16 protein-coding genes and 1 tRNA gene are annotated in these 17236 nt (G+C 43.3%); 16 read left to right on the plus strand and 1 reads right to left on the minus strand.

The features are described from left to right. Positions 1-13: 13 nt before the first annotated feature. The 11 genes from SST62_RS0104335 (at position 14) to SST62_RS0104385 (ending at position 12181) form a co-directional block, all read left to right on the plus strand. Positions 14-274 (plus strand): type II toxin-antitoxin system Phd/YefM family antitoxin, encoded by a 261-nt coding sequence (locus tag SST62_RS0104335; RefSeq protein ID WP_029186433.1) that lies wholly within the window; start codon positions 14-16, stop codon positions 272-274. Between the two features lies 1 nt (position 275). Beyond that, positions 276-533 carry a Txe/YoeB family addiction module toxin gene (locus tag SST62_RS0104340; protein ID WP_029186434.1) on the plus strand — a complete coding sequence of 86 codons (258 nt, stop codon included), beginning with the start codon at positions 276-278 and terminating at the stop codon, positions 531-533. 161 nt (positions 534-694) lie between these two features. Then, entirely contained in the window at positions 695-1861 is a 1167-nt protein-coding gene (locus SST62_RS0104345; RefSeq protein WP_029186435.1) for an MBL fold metallo-hydrolase, read from the plus strand. A 22-nt stretch (positions 1862-1883) separates the two neighbouring features. Further along, positions 1884-2756 carry a 16S rRNA (adenine(1518)-N(6)/adenine(1519)-N(6))-dimethyltransferase RsmA gene (rsmA, locus tag SST62_RS0104350; RefSeq protein ID WP_024399849.1) on the plus strand — a complete coding sequence of 291 codons (873 nt, stop codon included), beginning with the start codon at positions 1884-1886 and terminating at the stop codon, positions 2754-2756. A 200-nt stretch (positions 2757-2956) separates the two neighbouring features. Then, positions 2957-4687 (plus strand): membrane protein, encoded by a 1731-nt coding sequence (locus tag SST62_RS0104355; RefSeq protein WP_029186436.1) that lies wholly within the window; start codon positions 2957-2959, stop codon positions 4685-4687. A 12-nt stretch (positions 4688-4699) separates the two neighbouring features. Beyond that, positions 4700-7144 (plus strand): LTA synthase family protein, encoded by a 2445-nt coding sequence (locus SST62_RS0104360; RefSeq protein WP_029186437.1) that lies wholly within the window; start codon positions 4700-4702, stop codon positions 7142-7144. Positions 7145-7270: 126 nt separating this feature from the next. Continuing rightward, positions 7271-8137, plus strand: coding sequence for a helix-turn-helix domain-containing protein (locus SST62_RS0104365; protein WP_029186438.1), 867 nt, complete (start codon positions 7271-7273; stop codon positions 8135-8137). Positions 8138-8240: 103 nt separating this feature from the next. Continuing rightward, positions 8241-9818, plus strand: coding sequence for an ATP-binding cassette domain-containing protein (locus tag SST62_RS0104370; RefSeq protein WP_029186439.1), 1578 nt, complete (start codon positions 8241-8243; stop codon positions 9816-9818). A gap of 33 nt (positions 9819-9851) precedes the next feature. Further along, positions 9852-11444: an ATP-binding cassette domain-containing protein gene (locus SST62_RS0104375; protein ID WP_029186440.1), complete on the plus strand. Its 1593-nt coding sequence runs from the start codon at positions 9852-9854 to the stop codon at positions 11442-11444. Positions 11445-11559: 115 nt separating this feature from the next. Then, complete coding sequence (locus tag SST62_RS0104380; RefSeq protein ID WP_029186441.1) at positions 11560-11853, plus strand: antitoxin; 294 nt, start codon at positions 11560-11562, stop codon at positions 11851-11853. Beyond that, positions 11846-12181, plus strand: a complete 336-nt coding sequence (locus SST62_RS0104385; protein WP_024375774.1) for a type II toxin-antitoxin system RelE/ParE family toxin — start codon at positions 11846-11848, stop codon at positions 12179-12181. Before SST62_RS0104380 ends, SST62_RS0104385 begins: the two co-directional genes overlap by 8 nt. A gap of 176 nt (positions 12182-12357) precedes the next feature. Here the strand turns inward: SST62_RS0104385 and SST62_RS0104390 are convergent. After that, positions 12358-12439: transfer RNA gene (locus SST62_RS0104390), tRNA-Leu, on the minus strand. Positions 12440-12887: 448 nt separating this feature from the next. On the opposite strand from SST62_RS0104390, the gene rsgA reads away from it, so the two are divergent. Genes rsgA through SST62_RS0104415 form a run of 5 tightly spaced genes read left to right on the plus strand, consistent with a single transcriptional unit; the run spans position 12888 to position 17232 of the window. Further along, positions 12888-13763 (plus strand): ribosome small subunit-dependent GTPase A, encoded by an 876-nt coding sequence (rsgA, locus tag SST62_RS0104395; RefSeq protein ID WP_029186442.1) that lies wholly within the window; start codon positions 12888-12890, stop codon positions 13761-13763. Between the two features lie 14 nt (positions 13764-13777). Continuing rightward, positions 13778-14437 (plus strand): ribulose-phosphate 3-epimerase, encoded by a 660-nt coding sequence (gene rpe / locus SST62_RS0104400; protein WP_029186443.1) that lies wholly within the window; start codon positions 13778-13780, stop codon positions 14435-14437. Then, a complete protein-coding gene (locus SST62_RS0104405) occupies positions 14430-15062 on the plus strand; it encodes a thiamine diphosphokinase (protein WP_029186444.1) in 633 nt (210 codons plus the stop codon). Before rpe ends, SST62_RS0104405 begins: the two co-directional genes overlap by 8 nt. Beyond that, positions 15063-16301 (plus strand): DNA recombination protein RmuC, encoded by a 1239-nt coding sequence (locus SST62_RS0104410; RefSeq protein ID WP_029186445.1) that lies wholly within the window; start codon positions 15063-15065, stop codon positions 16299-16301. After that, a complete protein-coding gene (locus tag SST62_RS0104415; protein ID WP_029186446.1) occupies positions 16291-17232 on the plus strand; it encodes a 3'-5' exoribonuclease YhaM family protein in 942 nt (313 codons plus the stop codon). Before SST62_RS0104410 ends, SST62_RS0104415 begins: the two co-directional genes overlap by 11 nt. Positions 17233-17236 lie beyond the last annotated feature (4 nt).

Here is a 17236-nt window from a genome sequence, read left to right on the forward strand (position 1 = left end):
AGAGGTGTAGCTTATGGAAGCCATTATGTATTCCCATTTTCGAAATCACTTAAAGGACTATATGAAAAAGGTCAATGACGAGTTTGAGCCTTTGGTTGTGGTTAATAAAAATCCAGAGGAAGATATTGTTGTACTCTCAAAGAGTGAGTGGGATAGCTTACAAGAAACCCTTGCTGTTGCCCGGAACACTTATCTGTCTCAAAAAGTTTTGCGTGGTATGGCTCAAGTTAAAGCAGGACAAACCCAAGAACGAAACTTGATAGAGGCGGACTAATATGGGAATCCATTTTACAGACGACGCCTGGGAAGACTATCTTTATTGGCAAGGTCAGGATAAGAAAACACTGAAGAGAATCAATAATATTATCAAGGATATGCAACGACACCCGTTTGAAGGAATTGCTAAGCCAGAACATTTGAAGTATGACTATCAAGGTGCCTGGTCAAGAAGGATTGATGCGGAAAATCGGCTGATATACATGGTAGAAGCAGATAAGTTGTATATCCTGTCTTTAAAGGATCATTATAAGTAAAGATCGGAATGCCCTTTATCGTGTGGTGAACAACGAAGTTCGTGTCGGTCATCTCTTTGTGACTAAGAGTGACTATGTGAAGTTGTTGAAGTGAGGGGGAGAGATGTCGACGATTACATACATAATTTAATAAAACGAACCTAAATAGGAGGATGCTACTAATGAATTTCGTTAAGAGAGAAATTTTACCAGTTGGTCAAGGTGCTTTTTATTTAGAAACTTTGAGATTGAGAGGAAACGAATATAGAGTTATATATGATTGTGGTTCAGCTACTGATGTAACTTATGTGGAGACTCAAATAAAATCTAACTTAAATAAAGGAGAGACAATTCACGCTGTATTTATATCTCATCTAGATGATGACCATGTGAATGGTTTGAAATTTTTATTAGACTATTGTCGCGTTAAGAATCTATTCTTTCCTTTAATAACCAATCGAGCAAAGCAATTTTATAGGTTAAGAAACCTCATAAATCCTCAATCTCAATTTTTAACTCAATTTATAAATAGTGATGGGAATAGTATTCGAGAGTTAGAGGGGGGCATAGAGGTACAATTACATCCAATTTCTGAAGATGCAAATAGTGAAAATAGAGCAATAGAAGTATCTCAAGTAATACTTGGTAGTAATCACGGAACATTTGAATGGATTTATCTTCCGCATAATTTTCGCGAGGATATGAGAAAACAAATCCTGGATGCAGAGCTAAAAAGATTGAATCTAAGCATGAGTATTTTAGATTCAAAGGGAGAAGTTGACTTACAAAAATTAATAGATTTATGGCAGCTAGGAACAAATACAGATAGATCTGCGCTAAAAAAAGCTTATTATAAAGTTCCTGGAAGTTTAAATGTAAATTCAATGACGTTATATTCGGGAACAAGAGATAGTTCTTATTTTAGGTGTTGCTATAGACCTTATTGTAGGTACAATTGGAAATGTTTGATTTATCCGATAAATGAAAGAAGTTTAGCTCTCAATGGTTGTCTTTATACAGGTGACTATGAAGCTGGTAAATACAGTAAGAATAAAAATAAGTGGGTCAGTTGTAAACAAAAATGGAATTCTATTGAAGTTGTTTATTCTAAGTATTTTAGAAATATAAGCCTTGTTCAAATCCCTCATCACGGATCAAAATATAATTATAATGAGGGGTTTAGAAAGAAAATGAATCACGCAACTTACTTTGTATCAGCCGGAAAAAATAACAGATATCGGCATCCACACAAAGAAGTTGTAATTGATTTAATTTTAAATCAAAAATGTTTTAACATTATAACTGAGGACCCTAATTCAAAAATGATTTATTATTGCACTTGGTTATAAATGTAGTATAGAAAGAACACACATGAGAATCGCAGACAAAAACGTTACTCGTGCCGTCCTTGAACGCCACGGGTTTACCTTTAAGAAATCCTTCGGTCAGAACTTTTTGACCGATACCAATATTTTGCAGAAGATTGTGGACACGGCAGAGATTGACCAAGATGTCAATGTCATCGAGATTGGACCCGGCATCGGGGCCTTGACCGAGTTTTTGGCGGAAAATGCTGCCGAGGTCATGGCTTTTGAGATTGACGACCGCCTGATTCCGATTTTGGCGGACACCTTGGGTCGCTTTGATAATGTGACTGTGGTCAACCAAGACATCTTGAAGAGCGACCTACAGACCCAGATTCAGAATTTCAAAAATCCTGACCTGCCTATCAAGGTCGTGGCCAATCTGCCTTACTACATCACCACCCCAATCCTCATGCACCTGATTGAGAGCAAGATTCCCTTCAGCGAGTTCGTGGTCATGATGCAGCGGGAGGTGGCTGACCGCATTTCTGCCGAGCCCAACACCAAGGCCTACGGCAGCCTGTCCATTGCGGTCCAGTACTACATGACTGCCAAGGTGGCCTTTATCGTGCCTCGCACCGTCTTTGTGCCTGCACCAAACGTGGACTCCGCCATTCTCAAAATGGTCCGCCGCGAGCAACCCCTGGTGAGCGTCAAGGACGAAGATTTCTTCTTCCGGGTGTCCAAGGCTAGCTTTGTGCACCGCCGCAAGACCCTGTGGAACAACCTGACCAACCATTTCGGCAAGTCCGAAGAAGTCAAGGACAAGCTGACGCAGGCACTTGGCATGGCAGAGCTGGAAGCCAGTGTCCGTGGAGAAGCACTTTCCATGGCTGACTTCGCGCGTTTGTCTGACAGCCTTCAGGAAGTTGGCTTATAAAAAAGAATTGATTGTGGATAAATCTGCAATCAATCTTTATTTTCCCTAAAACAATTTTCTATCTATCTTGTTCGTTGACAGTGGGGAGAAAGCTTGCTATACTGAAATGTGACTAACTTTTGAAAAATATTGTCTGCAAATTGGCAGAATATTTACAAAAACAAGAGAGGGTTTCCCTCTTTTTTTATGAAGGTATCCTTATGTTCAAAAACATGTTAAAAAAGCATCCCCATCTAGTTGCTCTTGGCCTATTTGTGGGCTTTTCTTTATTATTATTGGTTCCCCACTTGCTAACTAAGGGCATGGTGACAGGTGCGGACTTGATTTTCCACTACAATCGTTTCTATGATGCAGCTATGCAGATGAAGGAGGGAAATTTCTCCTATATTATCAGTTTGTATGGCTATCAGCAGTCTGGACGGATTGTCAATGCTCTCTACGGGCCATACTTTGCCTATCTACAGGGAGTTTTGGTGCTCTTGAGTGGGACCTGGTTCCGCTATCAGATTTTGTCCAATCTTCTTTTGGGCACTCTGAGTGCGACCTCCCTCTATCTCCTCATGCGTGAGATCAAGGTCAAATATGCTCATTCCATTCTCTTGTCCATGTTCTTTGTAACGACCTACTCCATCCAGTATTGGTGGGCAACTCAAGGATTTACCAGCTGGGGAGTGGCCCTCTTTCCACTTTGTTTGATTCCAGCGGTTCGTTTCCTACAGACTAAAAAAGTACCGATATTCCTCATGGCAGGAGCGGTAGGGCTCATGTTGCAGGTTCATATGCTATCGACCTTGTTCTTGGTCATTGCCTATGGTGTTCTCTTCCTGATTGGTTGGTGGAAATCAGACCAAAAAATGAAGATTATTGGGCAAGTAGCCCTTTCGGTAGGCATTTTCTTGCTTCTGACCATCAATATCTGGCTGCCTCTTATTTATATCAACGCGACCAACACCTTGGTGCCACCGTTTGTTAATAAGAAATTTGTCCTCAATACCGTAACCTGGCTCAAAACAGCTTTCTTGTACTATCCCTATCCATTGCCAATTTTCTTTGGAATCTATCTCTATTTCTTGGTGAAAAATTGGAAGAAACAATCGCTGGTTCTGGGTGGTCTTGCTCTGACCTACGCAGTGTTTTTGCTCTTGTCAACCAACCTCTTCCCTTGGCAATTGTTTGCAGGGAAAGGAATTACACTTGTCGAATTGATTCAATTTCCCTTCCGCTTTTTCCTCTACGCCAATGCTCTTTTACTGGCAGTCGTAGGAGTCCAGGTGTCTGGCTTGTCCGACAAACTGCAGAAAATCTTTTCAGGAGTGGTCCTTGCCTCCTTGCTTGTTTCGGTCGGTTTCCTCTGGAATGAAAGTTTTAAGGAAATCAACGGGCATTACTATAGCGATACCTTCCTGCAAAAACGAATTCATACGACCTTGTACGGTACAACGGAAGAGTTACGAGCTTCTTTCCATTCTAAAGACTTGGGCGAATTTATCCACATTGCTCAGAAATCAACGCCAGACTACGTACCAGACTTGTCAGATAGCACAGGTCACATTACCAATGAAGAGTCGGATAATACCTACTTTACCTATCGTGACCAAGTGATTTTACCAAATCAAGACTTTACCAAAGAAGTTGATGGTGATCAGCTGGTGGTAACTTGGACGGCGTCTGAAGCAGAAGAAACAGCTGTGCCAATCATTGTCTACCAAGATAGTCAGCTGGTTTTGAATGACCAGGTCTTGAATAGAGAAGGGATGGAGCTTTCTACTATCGGTGTACCAACAGTTACCAGCAAAAAAGGGCAGAATACCCTTATCCTATCCTACAAGCAACAGTGGTGGATATGGCCAGTTATCATTATCAGTTTGACTGGATGGCTACTCTGGTTGATTTACTATGTCTTTGCCTACCGAAAATCAAATCTTTCCTAAGAGAGAAATGTTATGAAACAAATCAATCCCAAGGCATGCAAGCAATTCATTCTGGTCATGGTCATGACTGTTTTGCTGGCGATGGGACGGGCCCTCTTGCTAAGCGGTGTATCTTTTCCGCTCTGGTTTGTCCCTCTGACCTTACTTGCCTATCTTATTTTTACCTTTTATGTATTGGTCTTGCTTAATAAATATGAGAAGTTTGTAAAGACCAAAACCTTTGCCAAGTATGTCGGCTATTTTCTAGGTTTTCTATATCTTGTCAATCTGGTTTATCGGCTCAATGCCAAGAAGTATCAACTCTGGAATATTTTCCGTAATAATCTCTTTCAGTTTGAACTTCTATTGATGTTGCTTCTTCCAGTATTGCTGGCATTTTTGTGGCGGAAGAATGCAGGAATCAGAGAAAAATTAAGCAAGTGGTCGGCCAGTCATCTGGTGCCAGATAGCTACTTGCTCTTGACCAGCTTACTTTCTCTCAGTCCGTTGGCTATTTCTTACTGGAAAGATAGCCATTATGAGAGTTTGGTTGAAAATGGCTCCTATTTGGAATTCTTTAGTCAGACACCCTTGTTTGCCCCTATTCATTTTATAGGGACCTACATTTTTCTTCGCTATCTTCATAAGGCATTTGTAGAGTTTAAGGCCAATCGGACCAATGTTCACAGTATGCTCTTTATCAGCTTGGCACTGGCTACGCTATCGCATATTAGTTATCAGGCTTCTATGGCTGGGGGAACGGGCTCATATTTCACACGCCACCTCTTTCCAGGAGCTATTGTCTTCCAGATTGCCTGCCTCTTTTTCCTCAATGTCATCATTAGCTTGGTTATCAACCGTCAAATCTTATCGGTTGCCGTGATTGCTAGTCTAAATGTCATTTTGGTTACGGCCAATTTTCTCAAATTCCGCTACCGTTCGGAGCCAATGACCCCCAACGATTTCAAATGGATTGGAAACATGGGGATGATTCTCAGCTTTATCAGTCTGCGGGTTGTCTTGATATCGCTTGTGTTCTTGGTCATTCTAGTCTTTGTTTACAGGCGAATTCATAAGAAGTACTTCCAAGGACAGATTGTCAAATCCATCTGGAAAAGGCTGGCAGGAATTTCAGTCATCGTATCCTTGATTTTAGGAATGGGCTGGGCAATTCGCAATGAAAAAGACCATAAGATTGCTGGCTGGATTCCTATTCTTTCTCAGGTTAATAACTGGCGTAACGTGGACTGGAAGGGATATGCTTTTGTAGCTCGTTATCGCACTCTTTCATTCCTCTGGTTGCAGCAACTCAGCAAGACTAGTATGGAAATGCCTGAGAATTACTCTGAGAAGACCATGAAGGCTATTGTGAAGAAATATACCGCTCTGGCCGAGGAAATCAATGCGGAACGGACAGGTCAATTGACTGACCAGACGGTTATCTACATTCTTAGTGAGAGTTTGGCTGACCCGCGTCGGATTCCAGGCGTTACCCTTAGTCAAAATGTCCTTCCAAATATTGAGTACATCATGAGTCAGACTACCAGTGGCTTGATGAAGAGTGACCACTATGGCGGTGGTACGGCTAATATCGAGTTTCAGGTCTACAGTGGTTTGCCCTTCTACAATTACAACTCGTCCATTTCGTCCGTCTATCTGGATGTGGCGCCGAATATGAAGAAGTTGCCAAGTATCAGTGACCTCTATCCAGCAGATAATCGTATCGCCATCCACCCCTATTACGACACCAGTTATAATCGTAATTCAATCTATAAGCAGTTGGGGATTGAGCAGTTTTACACCCTGAATAGTGCCGCTTATCCTCTGACAGTGACGGCTGAAGATTATCAGGGGAATTTTGTCAGTGATAAAAAGACCTATGACTTGATTTTGGAGCAGGTTCGTTCTACAGACAATAAATTTGTGTCTGCCATTACCATGCAGAACCATGTGCAGTGGAATTCTCTAGAGCCTGCAGGTATAACAGCTTCGGGTGAGGGCTTCACGGCTGAGGAAAATGAAAACTTGACCAGCTATGTTCGCCTCCTATCCTTTACGGATCAGGCAACAAGGGATTTTCTAGACCAGCTTAAGACCTTGGATAAGAAAGTGACAGTTGTTTTTTACGGTGACCACCTACCAGGTTTGTATCCAGAGTCTGCTTTCGTGACGGATCCAAGTGCGCAGTACAAGACAGATTATTTCGTGTGGAGTAATTTTGAAACAGAAGACTACCATTATGATTTGGTCAATTCTAGCGACATGAATGCACTGATGCTGGAGACGACCAATAACAAGGTCAGTCCTTACTATGCTCTCTTGACAGAAGTGCTCCACAAGGACCGTGTAGGGCAGGCTGAACGGGATGCAACAGTCGCAGAAGAACTCAAACTGGTCCAATATGACCTATCCACAGGAAAAGGCTACCTTTTGAAATACAAAGACTTTTTCAAAGTAGCGACTGAAACAACAGAATAAAACTAGGACCAAGTCAGATAGCTGGCTTGGTTTGTTTTATGTGAAAAATCGCACAAAGATAGGAAGACGTGGTATAATAATTATGTTTACAAATGATTTTTTAATCGTGAGTGTAGAGGTAAAGATATGAATCGTTTTGGTAGGACATTAAAATTGATACGAGAGGGGAAGGGGAAGAGTCTGGCGGAGGTCGCCAAGGGACATATTTCGACTTCTCAACTTTCTCGGTTTGAAAATGGGGAATCCGACATTACTGTTAGTAAATTATTTGGTGTGTTGGCAGAAATGAATGTGGATGTGGACGAATTTGTGTATGCTAGTCAGGATTTCAAAAAAGATGAGCTGACTAGCATTTTGGAACAAATCAAAGAATCACTATATATTGGAAATGTAGCGAAATTAAAACAATTGTTGTCAGAACAAATGAGAAAATCTCAGGGGGGAGAACGGGAGGAGTTTCATCGGTTGAATGCTATTTTAATCGCTTATAAACTGAGAAACTTAGATAAGACAATAGTTGTTTCGAAAGAAGATACAGCCTTTTTAACGGATTACTTATTTCGAGTTGAGAATTGGAGCTACTATGAAATCTTACTATTTGCGAATACGATTGACAAATTGGGTCATCAAACAATGATGCTTTTTTGTAGAGAGTTACTTCATCGTACACAGTTTTACCGTGAAATGAAACAACATCGATTGGTAGTTTCTCAAATTTTACTTAGTGCCTATCTCGTCAGCGTTCAACATAAGGAGCTTACCGATGCAGTCTTTCTTGAAAAGACCATCAAAAGTCTGTTTTTCGATGAAACGGAAATTTTTGAACGGATTTTGTTTAAATTTGGTAAGGCTTTTTATGATTATCGAAAGACAGGAAGTGCCAATGCTATCTTAGAGATGAGAAAGTGTATCGAACTTTTACGAGCTGTTGATAGTCAAAATATAGCGGATTGGTATGAAACGATACTTGAAAAAATAGTGAACGAGAAATAGTTGCATATAGGGGACGTATGGAAACAGCTCGAATTCGTATTCTATAATGTAGATGAAAGTGACCAAATGTTTGCTTAGAAATCTATCAAACGGTGGAGGAGAAATGAAAAAGAGGAATTTTTGGCTAACCTTATCTTGTATTTTTGCAGTATCCCTGCTCAATGTTGGTTTTCTGTACCAATATCGCTATATTATTGATGCTATTGCGGCTGGAGATAGACAGGCCTTTGTGTCTTATTTTGTGCTGATGGGCATAACTGTCCTTGTCATGTTGGTCTTTGAATACATTCGCCAGATTGCCAACGTCACCTATCTCAATCAAGTAGGTTTCCAATTGCAGGCGACCTTTATTGGAAAAATTTTTGATTTGCCTTTTAGAGAGTTCGTTGAGCAGGGGGCAGGGGCCTATATTTCCCAGCTCAATAATGATTTGGAGACGGTGAAAGAAGATTATTACGATGCCTTCTTTACTATTTTTCAAGGTGTTTGTACCTTTGGCATTGCCAGTTTGGCCCTTCTTAGCTTGGATGGTCTGACTGCTATTTTCTTGATTCTGATTTCATTCTTGCCAGTTGTGATTCCCTATTTGTTTAAAAAGCGGAGAAGGCTCAATCAGGAGGCGATTTCGGACAGTCAGCAGGTCTATAATACAAGGGTTTCAGATGTCTTTCTAGGTTATTTGCAAGTGAAAAATAGCCGCCAAAGACAGCAGGTTTTAGATGGGCTGAGCGATCGCTATCAAGCAGTCAACGATAAGGTCAATCAAGCCACTCGAACGACAGTAACCATGCGGCTCTTAGTCGGTTTCGTCTTTTATCTGACCACTCTTTCGATTATCTTTATCGGTGGTTTTCAGGTCTTTTCTGGGGCCTTGACCATCGGTGGCTTGACAGCTATTCTGACCATTTCAGAGCAGTTGGTGGATCCCATTAACAGCATTGCGGCAGCTTTTTTGGATAGGCATGCCGTTAAGGAATTGAAGCAAGAGTTTGAGTTATCTACTTTGGGGCAAGAAACGAAGGGGCAGGAACTAACTTCAGCTTTCCAGAGCATGCAACTGGTCAAGGCTAGTTATGCTATCGGAGCGAAGCAGGTATTTGAAGACCTGACCGTGAGGTTTGAACGTGGCAAGAAGTATTTAATTCTTGGGGAAAGTGGTTCTGGCAAATCTTCCTTGGCTCTTATTTTGACCAAGAATAGCCAGCTGCAGGCAGGGGATATTTACTTTGATAAAACCTCTCTTTCAGACTTGTCCTACCAAGCTATTCAAGACAAGATTGCCTATCTGCCACAAGAGGGAGCCCTTTTCCATGATACGGTTCTCTACAACTTGACCATGGGACAGGAGGTTTCAGAAGATAGGATGATGTCCCTCATTAAGACCATGAACCTTGACAGTCGTTTCCCAAGTTATGCTTCTTTGAGCGAGGAAATTAGTGATGATAGCGGACTGTCTGGCGGTCAAAAGCAACGCCTGCTCTTGATTCGTGCCTTGTTGCAAGATAAGGACATCTTGTTGCTGGATGAAAGTCTGTCTGCCTTGGATCAGGAAACCTATGCAGTGATTGAAGATTACCTCATCTCACTAGCTGATAAGACGCTTATTCATATTTCCCACCGTGTGTCCGATGATGTCCTTTCTCGTTATGATGGGGTGGTACGGATTGGGGAGAGCAATTAATTCTTGTCAGATTGTTCCTATCTAGGAGGAGTTATGAAAAAAATCATCTATCAATTGCGGTTTGTTATTGCCATTCAGTTGGTTTTCCATATCTTATATAGTTTGACCAATGTCGTATTGCCCGAGTTAAATAAGTATCTTTTTGACCATATTTTTCAGATGGGCTGGACAGGGCTTGTCTGGCTCTTGTTGGCCTACGCTTTGACCATCATTACCAATTCAGTCTTTCAGTACATTTCTCAGGTTTATGAGTGGAAGGTGTCTCAGGGCTTCTATGTCAATGCTAAAAAAGGCCTGGCAAACCGCTTGTTATCACAGCCTTTATCCAAATTTTCAGAGAAGAATGTTTCTGCCTATTTGTCCATTTTTGATAACGATTTGGAAACCATTGAGGAGAGTTATCTGAGTCCTCTCATGGACATTATCCGTTCTAGCTTGAGCATGCTCATCTATGCGGCATCCCTCTTTCTCTTTGTTCATCCCCTGGTTGCGGTTGGGATTATTCTGTCGTCTGCCTTGGCGGTTTTCATTCCCAAGTGGATTTCTGGTCCTCTTTCTCAGCGGCAGCGGGCATTTTTACAGAGTTTGGAAAGTTATTTTCAGGTGGTGACTGACCTCTTTTCTGCTAAGAACCGTGTTAATACCGAAACTTTCGGCTCCATCAGCCATGTCCACCATCGGTCAGTAGAAGAAAGTGAGCAAGCCCGTTTTCGCTTTGGGCAATTCAAAACCCTGGCCAATGTTGTCAATGGATTTTCCATGTTTTTGGTGCAATTAACAGCTTTTGGCTTGGTCGGCTACCTCTTGCTGCAAAAAGAGTTGACCATCGGTGCTGCCATTGCGACTTTTAGCTATGTTGAAAATTTCATCTATCCTATGAAATACATCCTCTTGGATGTCAATTATATCCATTCGACCAAGGAAACGGTTGCCAACCTAGAAGACTATCTTGCTGGTCCGGTCTTGCCTGAGCAAGTGCCAAGCTATCCCAATATGACAGCCTTGGAAGTGAAAGATGTAGCTTATCATGTGGGAGAATTAGCGGTCACCGATTTTTCCTATCGGTTTGACAAGGGGAAAAAGTATGCCATCATTGGTCCGTCAGCCAGCGGAAAATCCACTTTTCTACGAGTGTTGGCAGGAGAACTAGCTCTGGACAAGGGAAGTGTTTCCTATCTGGAACATGATGTTTTGCATGAAATGGAAGCGGCTACCGCCTTCTATCTCAGCCAGTTTGAGCATCTTTACCATACCGATTTTGAAAACAATGTGTCTGTTTTTGGAACCTATGAGAAGGGAAGAGATGTCATGCTTGGCTTGTTAAGGAGCTTGCCAACGAGTTTACAGGACACCTTGCGTACAACAACAGACCCCAGTCTCTTGAGTGGTGGCGAGAAAAATGTCCTGTGTCTGCTCCGTGCCCTGATGAGTGGCAAGGACATCTTACTCTTGGATGAACCGACCGCCCATTTAGACCCTGCCCTGACCAAGCAGGTCTTGACCCACCTCTTGCAGTTGGAGGACAAACTCATCATCACCATCTTGCATGAATCAGACCCAGCTATCCTAGATATGTTTGACATAGTCTTGGAAATGCGTGACGGGAAATTGAGTGAGAAGATATAAAAATGACCCCAAGCCATCAACTTTGACTTGGGGGTATTTAGCGAATATCTTGACCAACTTCTGAAAAAGGGGTAAACTGTATGTACAAAATGTCTATACAAAGGAGTTGAGAATAATGGGAGCAACACAACAGGTAAACTTTAGGGCAGATTCATTTTATTATCAGCAGACAAAGGAGCTATTAGCAGGAGAAAGCATGACAGTTTCAGATGTGCTGAATGCGACCTTGAGAAAAATTGCGACAGGTACTATTGATGCCCAAGAATTTGTTACAAAAGACGATAGGGAGGATAGCAACAAGATTGCTTTTGAAGAGTTAAAGAAAGAAATCTTGTTAGGGCATCAGGATATTCTAGCAGGTAAGACAAGTTCTCTCGTGGCTGTCAGAGAGGAATTTGGCCTTGACTGATAAGAAAAAATATGAGCTTGTTATTTCTGATAGAGCCAAACAGGATTTGCAGGCTATATATGATTACATCCTGATCAATTTTTACAGCCAACAAGCAGCGGATAGCAAAATTGATTTGATATTGACGGCTTTGGAAATGTTAGAGCTATTCCCTGAAGTCTGTCCCTTGGTATCTAGCAGAGGATTTGGCAACCTAACTGCCGATGGAAAGTCCTACCGCTATATGCCGATAGAACATTATCTCGTTTTTTATTTCATAGAGGGCTATCAGGTTTTTGTAGCCCGTATCTTGCATTCAAAGCAAAACTGGATAACATTACTTAAATGATTTGAAGCCAAATAACTTGCATAAAGTATCACCCCAAGCTAGTAATTCTGACTTGGGGTTCTTCATTTATCGTCATTTAGTTTATCTTTTATTACGTCGTTAACTCACCTTGCCTAACTCCAGTTATGCCTGCGGCTCGTTGCCTAGTACTAAAAGTAAACTAAAAGACTATATCATGCGGAGGAAGGGATTTGAACCCTCACACCCGATGGGCACATGCGCCTGAAGCATGCGTGTCTGCCGTTCCACCACCTCCGCTTGCTTTTTATTATACTATTTTTACATTGAAATGACTAGAGTAAAGTGTAAAATCTCAGAGTCTGAGTAAAAGACCATCCTACTTCATAAGGTTAGTGTCAACATCTCAGCGCAGTGGTTGATTGCTCCAACAATCAGATTGATTGTTGGAGGTAGGAGATAAGATTTGCAAAGCAAATCTCAGCAGTTCGTGTTTTACACTCCAAATCTAACCATTACGACTGTTGCGAACAAAGTTCGCCTTATCTCCAACCTCAAACTGTCTCCCAGACAGTTTGAGCTGTGCGGGGGTGGGACTGAAACAGTCTGGGAATAGACTGTTTCAGCTCAACAACTTGAAACGTGAAATGGGTGACACACTCTTTTATTAAGGTTCGAGTTCTTTCCTGCTCCTTTTTTCCTAGGAAATTTGGTATAATAGGAACAAGTACACACAAAGGAGTCTTCATTGCAAGGAAGAATTATCAAGGCCTTGGCTGGTTTTTACTATGTCGAGGCGGATGGACAGATTTATCAAACCAGAGCCAGAGGAAATTTTCGTAAGAAGGGACAAACGCCCTATGTGGGTGATTTTGTGGACTTTTCTGCGGAGGAAAATTCAGAAGGCTATATATTAAAGATTCATGAGCGGAAAAATAGTCTGGTTCGCCCTCCTATCGTCAATATCGATCAGGCGGTGGTTATCATGTCGGCCAAGGAACCTGATTTTAATGCCAATCTACTGGATCGTTTCCTAGTTCTCCTTGAACAGAAGGATATGGATCCCATTATCTATATCTCTAAGATGGACTTGGTGGAAGATTGGGCGGAGATGGATGCCTTCAAGACTATCTATGAGAAAATTGGCTATCCATTTGTCTATAGTTTGGAGGAATTGACACCATTATTGCAGGATAAGGTGACGGTCTTTATGGGGCAGACAGGGGTTGGTAAGTCGACTCTTCTCAATCGGATTGCACCAGAATTAGCCTTGGAAACAGGGGCGATTTCAGATAGTCTGGGGCGGGGTCGCCATACCACTCGTGCGGTCAGTTTCTACAATGTCTTCGGTGGGAAAATTGCGGATACGCCAGGTTTTTCATCCCTAGACTATGAAGTCAAGGAGGCAGAGGCTCTGACAGATTGTTTCCCAGAAATTGCGGAAGCCAGCCAGGACTGCAAATTTAGGACCTGTACCCATACCCATGAGCCGGATTGTGCGGTCAAGGAAGCTGTTGCCAGCTCTGCCATTTCCCAAAGTCGCTTTGACAATTACCTGCAGTTCTTGAGCGAGATCCAGAACCTGCGGGAAACCTATACCAAAGTTAGTAAAAAATTCAAATAGAAAGTTGGTGCCCTATGTCACACTATAAGATTGCACCGTCCATTTTGGCGGCAGATTATGCGAATTTTGAAAGTGAGCTCAAGCGTCTGGAAGATGCGGGAGTGGACTACGTCCATATCGATGTCATGGACGGTCACTTTGTGCCAAATATCAGTTTTGGAGCGGATGTGGTAGCTGCCATGCGTCCGCATAGTAAGCTGGTCTTTGACTGTCACCTCATGGTGTCCAATCCTGAAAACCATATTGAGACCTTTGCCCGTGCAGGTGCAGATATCTTGACCATTCATGCGGAGGCGACCGTTCATCTGCATGGAACCTTGCAAAAAATCCGTGCTGCTGGCATGAAGGTTGGGGTGGTCATCAATCCGGGAACACCGCTTGTGACTATTGAGCCAGTGCTGAACTTGGTGGATCAGGTCCTTCTGATGACAGTCAACCCAGGTTTTGGTGGACAAGCCTATATTCCAGAAGTGGCTGAGAAGATTGCGGATTTGGTTAAATTGCGTGAGGCCAAGGGCTTGAACTTTGACATCGAAGTGGACGGCGGGATTGACGACAAGACCATTCATTCAGCCAAAAATGCGGGTGCCAATGTCTTTGTGGCTGGTTCCTACCTCTTCAAAGGAGACTTGGATGCCAACGTTGCCAAACTGAGAGCAGCCCTCAATGATTAAGATTGCTGTCATTGCAGGCGGTTCCTTTGACTGCCTTCCTGAGCCTGCCGACCTCTATGTGGGGGTAGATGCAGGCTCTCTTCGTCTTCTGGACCACTCCCTGCCTCTTGACTGGGCTATCGGTGATTTTGACTCGGTGACCTCTGAGGAGTTGGGGCAGATAAGGGAGATGGCAGAGTGGTTTCTGCGAGCTCCTGTTGAAAAAGATGATACAGATTTGGAGCTGGCTTTAAAGGAAATCTTCAAGGCCTATCCGCAGGCCCAGGTTCGCATATATGGAGCTTTGGGTGGCCGCATGGACCACATGATGGCCAATCTCTTTCTGGCTGCAGAGCCTGACTTGGCTGCCTTTATGGAGCAGATCGAATTGGTGGACAGTCAGAACATCGTCCGATTTCGACCTGCAGGTCAGCACCGTTTGTCACCGATTGCTGGTATGAAGTACATTTCCTTTATGCCGTCGGACCAGAGTCGCCTGACCATTCGTCATGCCAAGTACCCGCTGGATGCCAGCAATTATTTTTTCAAAAAATGCTATTCCTCTAACGAATTTATAGATAGAGATATAGACATTCAACTGGATCAGGGCTACGTGGTCCTGATCTACAGTAAGGACAAGGATTAGATGGATATTGTATTACTTATTTTGCTGATACTGGTCTTGCTTGCCTTGGTTTTTCTTTATGGAAAATGGCAGAGCTTGACCCTGCTTTTGCAAGATCAAGCCGAAGATACAGCAGACAACTTGTCTGACCAGCTCAGCTATCAACTAGAAAACGCAACTCTCAAACAGCAGCAGGCCATTCATCAGGAGGTGGAAAGACTCCGCACGGAGCTTTACCAACAGCTAACTGACATTCGCCAAGAGCTGAGTAAGAGCCACCTGGAAACGCGAGATGCTACCGACCGCCGTTTGCAGGCCATTCAGGAGTCAAATGAAAAACGCCTGGAAGAAATGCGGCAGACGGTTGAGGAAAAGCTGGAGAAAACCCTGCAAACCCGCCTACAAGCCTCCTTTGAAACGGTGTCCAAGCAGTTGGAATCGGTCAATCGTGGTCTGGGTGAAATGCAGACGGTGGCGCGTGATGTGGGCAGTCTTAACAAGGTTCTGTCTGGTACCAAAACCCGTGGCATCATGGGTGAGTTGCAGCTGGGACAGATTATCGAGGATATTTTAACACCTAGCCAATATGAGCGAGAGTTTGCCACGGTTTCAGGCTCTAGTGAGCGTGTGGAGTATGCGGTCAAGCTACCAGGACGGACCGAGGGAGACTATATCTATCTGCCGATTGACTCCAAGTTTCCGCTGGCGGATTACTACCGCTTGGAAGATGCTTATGAAAGTGGGGATAAGGACCAGATTGACCTCCATCGCAAAAATCTCTTGGCGGCTATCAAGCGCTTTGCCAAGGACATTCAGAGCAAGTACCTCAATCCGCCTGAAACCACCAACTTTGGTGTCTTGTTCTTGCCGACCGAAGGGCTGTATTCAGAAGTGGTCCGCAATCCGATTTTCTTTGATGAGCTTCGCCGTCAGGAAAATATCGTAGTAGCAGGACCGACCACCCTGTCTGCCTTGCTCAATTCCCTCTCCGTCGGCTTTAAGACCCTCAACATTCAACGGTCGGCCGATGATATTTCCAAAGTCTTGGGCAATGTCAAGCTGGAATTTGGCAAGTTTTCTGACCTCTTGCTTAAGGCTCAGAAACAACTCAATCAAGCCAGCAGCAATATTGACAAACTCCTAACAACTCGCACCAACGCTATCGAGCGTAGTCTTCGTACCATTGACCTGTACGAAGATGACCAAACCAAGGGACTGCTTGGCCTGTCCCCATTAGATGAGGAAGACAATGAAAATTAACCAAATGAAAAAAGATGAATTCTTCGAAGGATTCTATCTCATCAAGAATGCAGATGTCCGTCAAACACGAGCTGGCAAAGACTACCTTGCTCTGACCTTCCAGGATGATACGGGTGAGATTGAAGGCAAGGTCTGGGATGCCCAACCAGGGAAAATCAAGGATTTTACTGCTGGGACAGTTGTTCACGTGCAGGGACGCCGTGAGGTTTATAACAATACCCCGCAAGTCAATCAATTGATTCTCCGTTTGCCAAAAGCTGGCGAACCAAACGACCCTGCTGATTTCAAGGAAAAGCCACCTGTGGATGTTAAGGACACCAAGGACTATCTGAGTCAGATGATTTTCCGTATTGAAAATGCCACTTGGCAGCGGATTGTCCGTGCTCTTTACAGCAAGTACGACAAGGAGTTTTATTCCTATCCAGCTGCCAAGACCAATCACCATGCCTTCTATTCAGGCTTGTCCTTCCATACGGCGACCATGGTTCGTTTGGCTGATAAAATTGGTGACATCTATCCCCAGCTCAATAAGAGCCTGCTCTTTGCAGGGATTATGCTCCACGACCTAGCCAAGGTGATTGAGCTGACGGGTCCTGATAACACAGGCTACACTGTCCGTGGCAATCTGATTGGGCACATTTCCTTGATTGATGAAGAGATTACCAAGGTCTTGATGGAATTGGGCATCGATGACAGTCTTGAGGAAGTGACTGTTCTGCGTCACGTTATCCTCAGCCACCACGGCCTCTTGGAATATGGTAGCCCTGTCCGTCCGCAGATTATGGAGGCGGAAATCCTCCACATGATTGACAATATCGATGCGGAAATGATGATGATGCTATCGACCTTGGACAAGGTCGGCCCAGGCGAGATGACCAATCGTATCTTTGCCATGGACAACCGTGCCTTCTATAAGCCCAACATCGACTGATGGT

Source organism: Streptococcus suis YS56 (assembly GCF_000440115.1).
Classification (GTDB): Bacteria; Bacillota; Bacilli; order Lactobacillales; family Streptococcaceae; genus Streptococcus; species Streptococcus suis_L.

Coding starts and splice junctions, on each gene's coding strand:
- SST62_RS0104335 (WP_029186433.1), top strand. CDS start 14: ATGGAAGCCATTATGTATTCCCATTTTCGAAATCACTTAAAGGACTAT.
- SST62_RS0104340 (WP_029186434.1), top strand. CDS start 276: ATGGGAATCCATTTTACAGACGACGCCTGGGAAGACTATCTTTATTGG.
- SST62_RS0104345 (WP_029186435.1), top strand. CDS start 695: ATGAATTTCGTTAAGAGAGAAATTTTACCAGTTGGTCAAGGTGCTTTT.
- rsmA (WP_024399849.1), top strand. CDS start 1,884: ATGAGAATCGCAGACAAAAACGTTACTCGTGCCGTCCTTGAACGCCAC.
- SST62_RS0104355 (WP_029186436.1), top strand. CDS start 2,957: ATGTTCAAAAACATGTTAAAAAAGCATCCCCATCTAGTTGCTCTTGGC.
- SST62_RS0104360 (WP_029186437.1), top strand. CDS start 4,700: ATGAAACAAATCAATCCCAAGGCATGCAAGCAATTCATTCTGGTCATG.
- SST62_RS0104365 (WP_029186438.1), top strand. CDS start 7,271: ATGAATCGTTTTGGTAGGACATTAAAATTGATACGAGAGGGGAAGGGG.
- SST62_RS0104370 (WP_029186439.1), top strand. CDS start 8,241: ATGAAAAAGAGGAATTTTTGGCTAACCTTATCTTGTATTTTTGCAGTA.
- SST62_RS0104375 (WP_029186440.1), top strand. CDS start 9,852: ATGAAAAAAATCATCTATCAATTGCGGTTTGTTATTGCCATTCAGTTG.
- SST62_RS0104380 (WP_029186441.1), top strand. CDS start 11,560: ATGGGAGCAACACAACAGGTAAACTTTAGGGCAGATTCATTTTATTAT.
- rpe (WP_029186443.1), top strand. CDS start 13,778: ATGTCACACTATAAGATTGCACCGTCCATTTTGGCGGCAGATTATGCG.
- SST62_RS0104405 (WP_029186444.1), top strand. CDS start 14,430: ATGATTAAGATTGCTGTCATTGCAGGCGGTTCCTTTGACTGCCTTCCT.
- SST62_RS0104410 (WP_029186445.1), top strand. CDS start 15,063: ATGGATATTGTATTACTTATTTTGCTGATACTGGTCTTGCTTGCCTTG.
- SST62_RS0104415 (WP_029186446.1), top strand. CDS start 16,291: ATGAAAATTAACCAAATGAAAAAAGATGAATTCTTCGAAGGATTCTAT.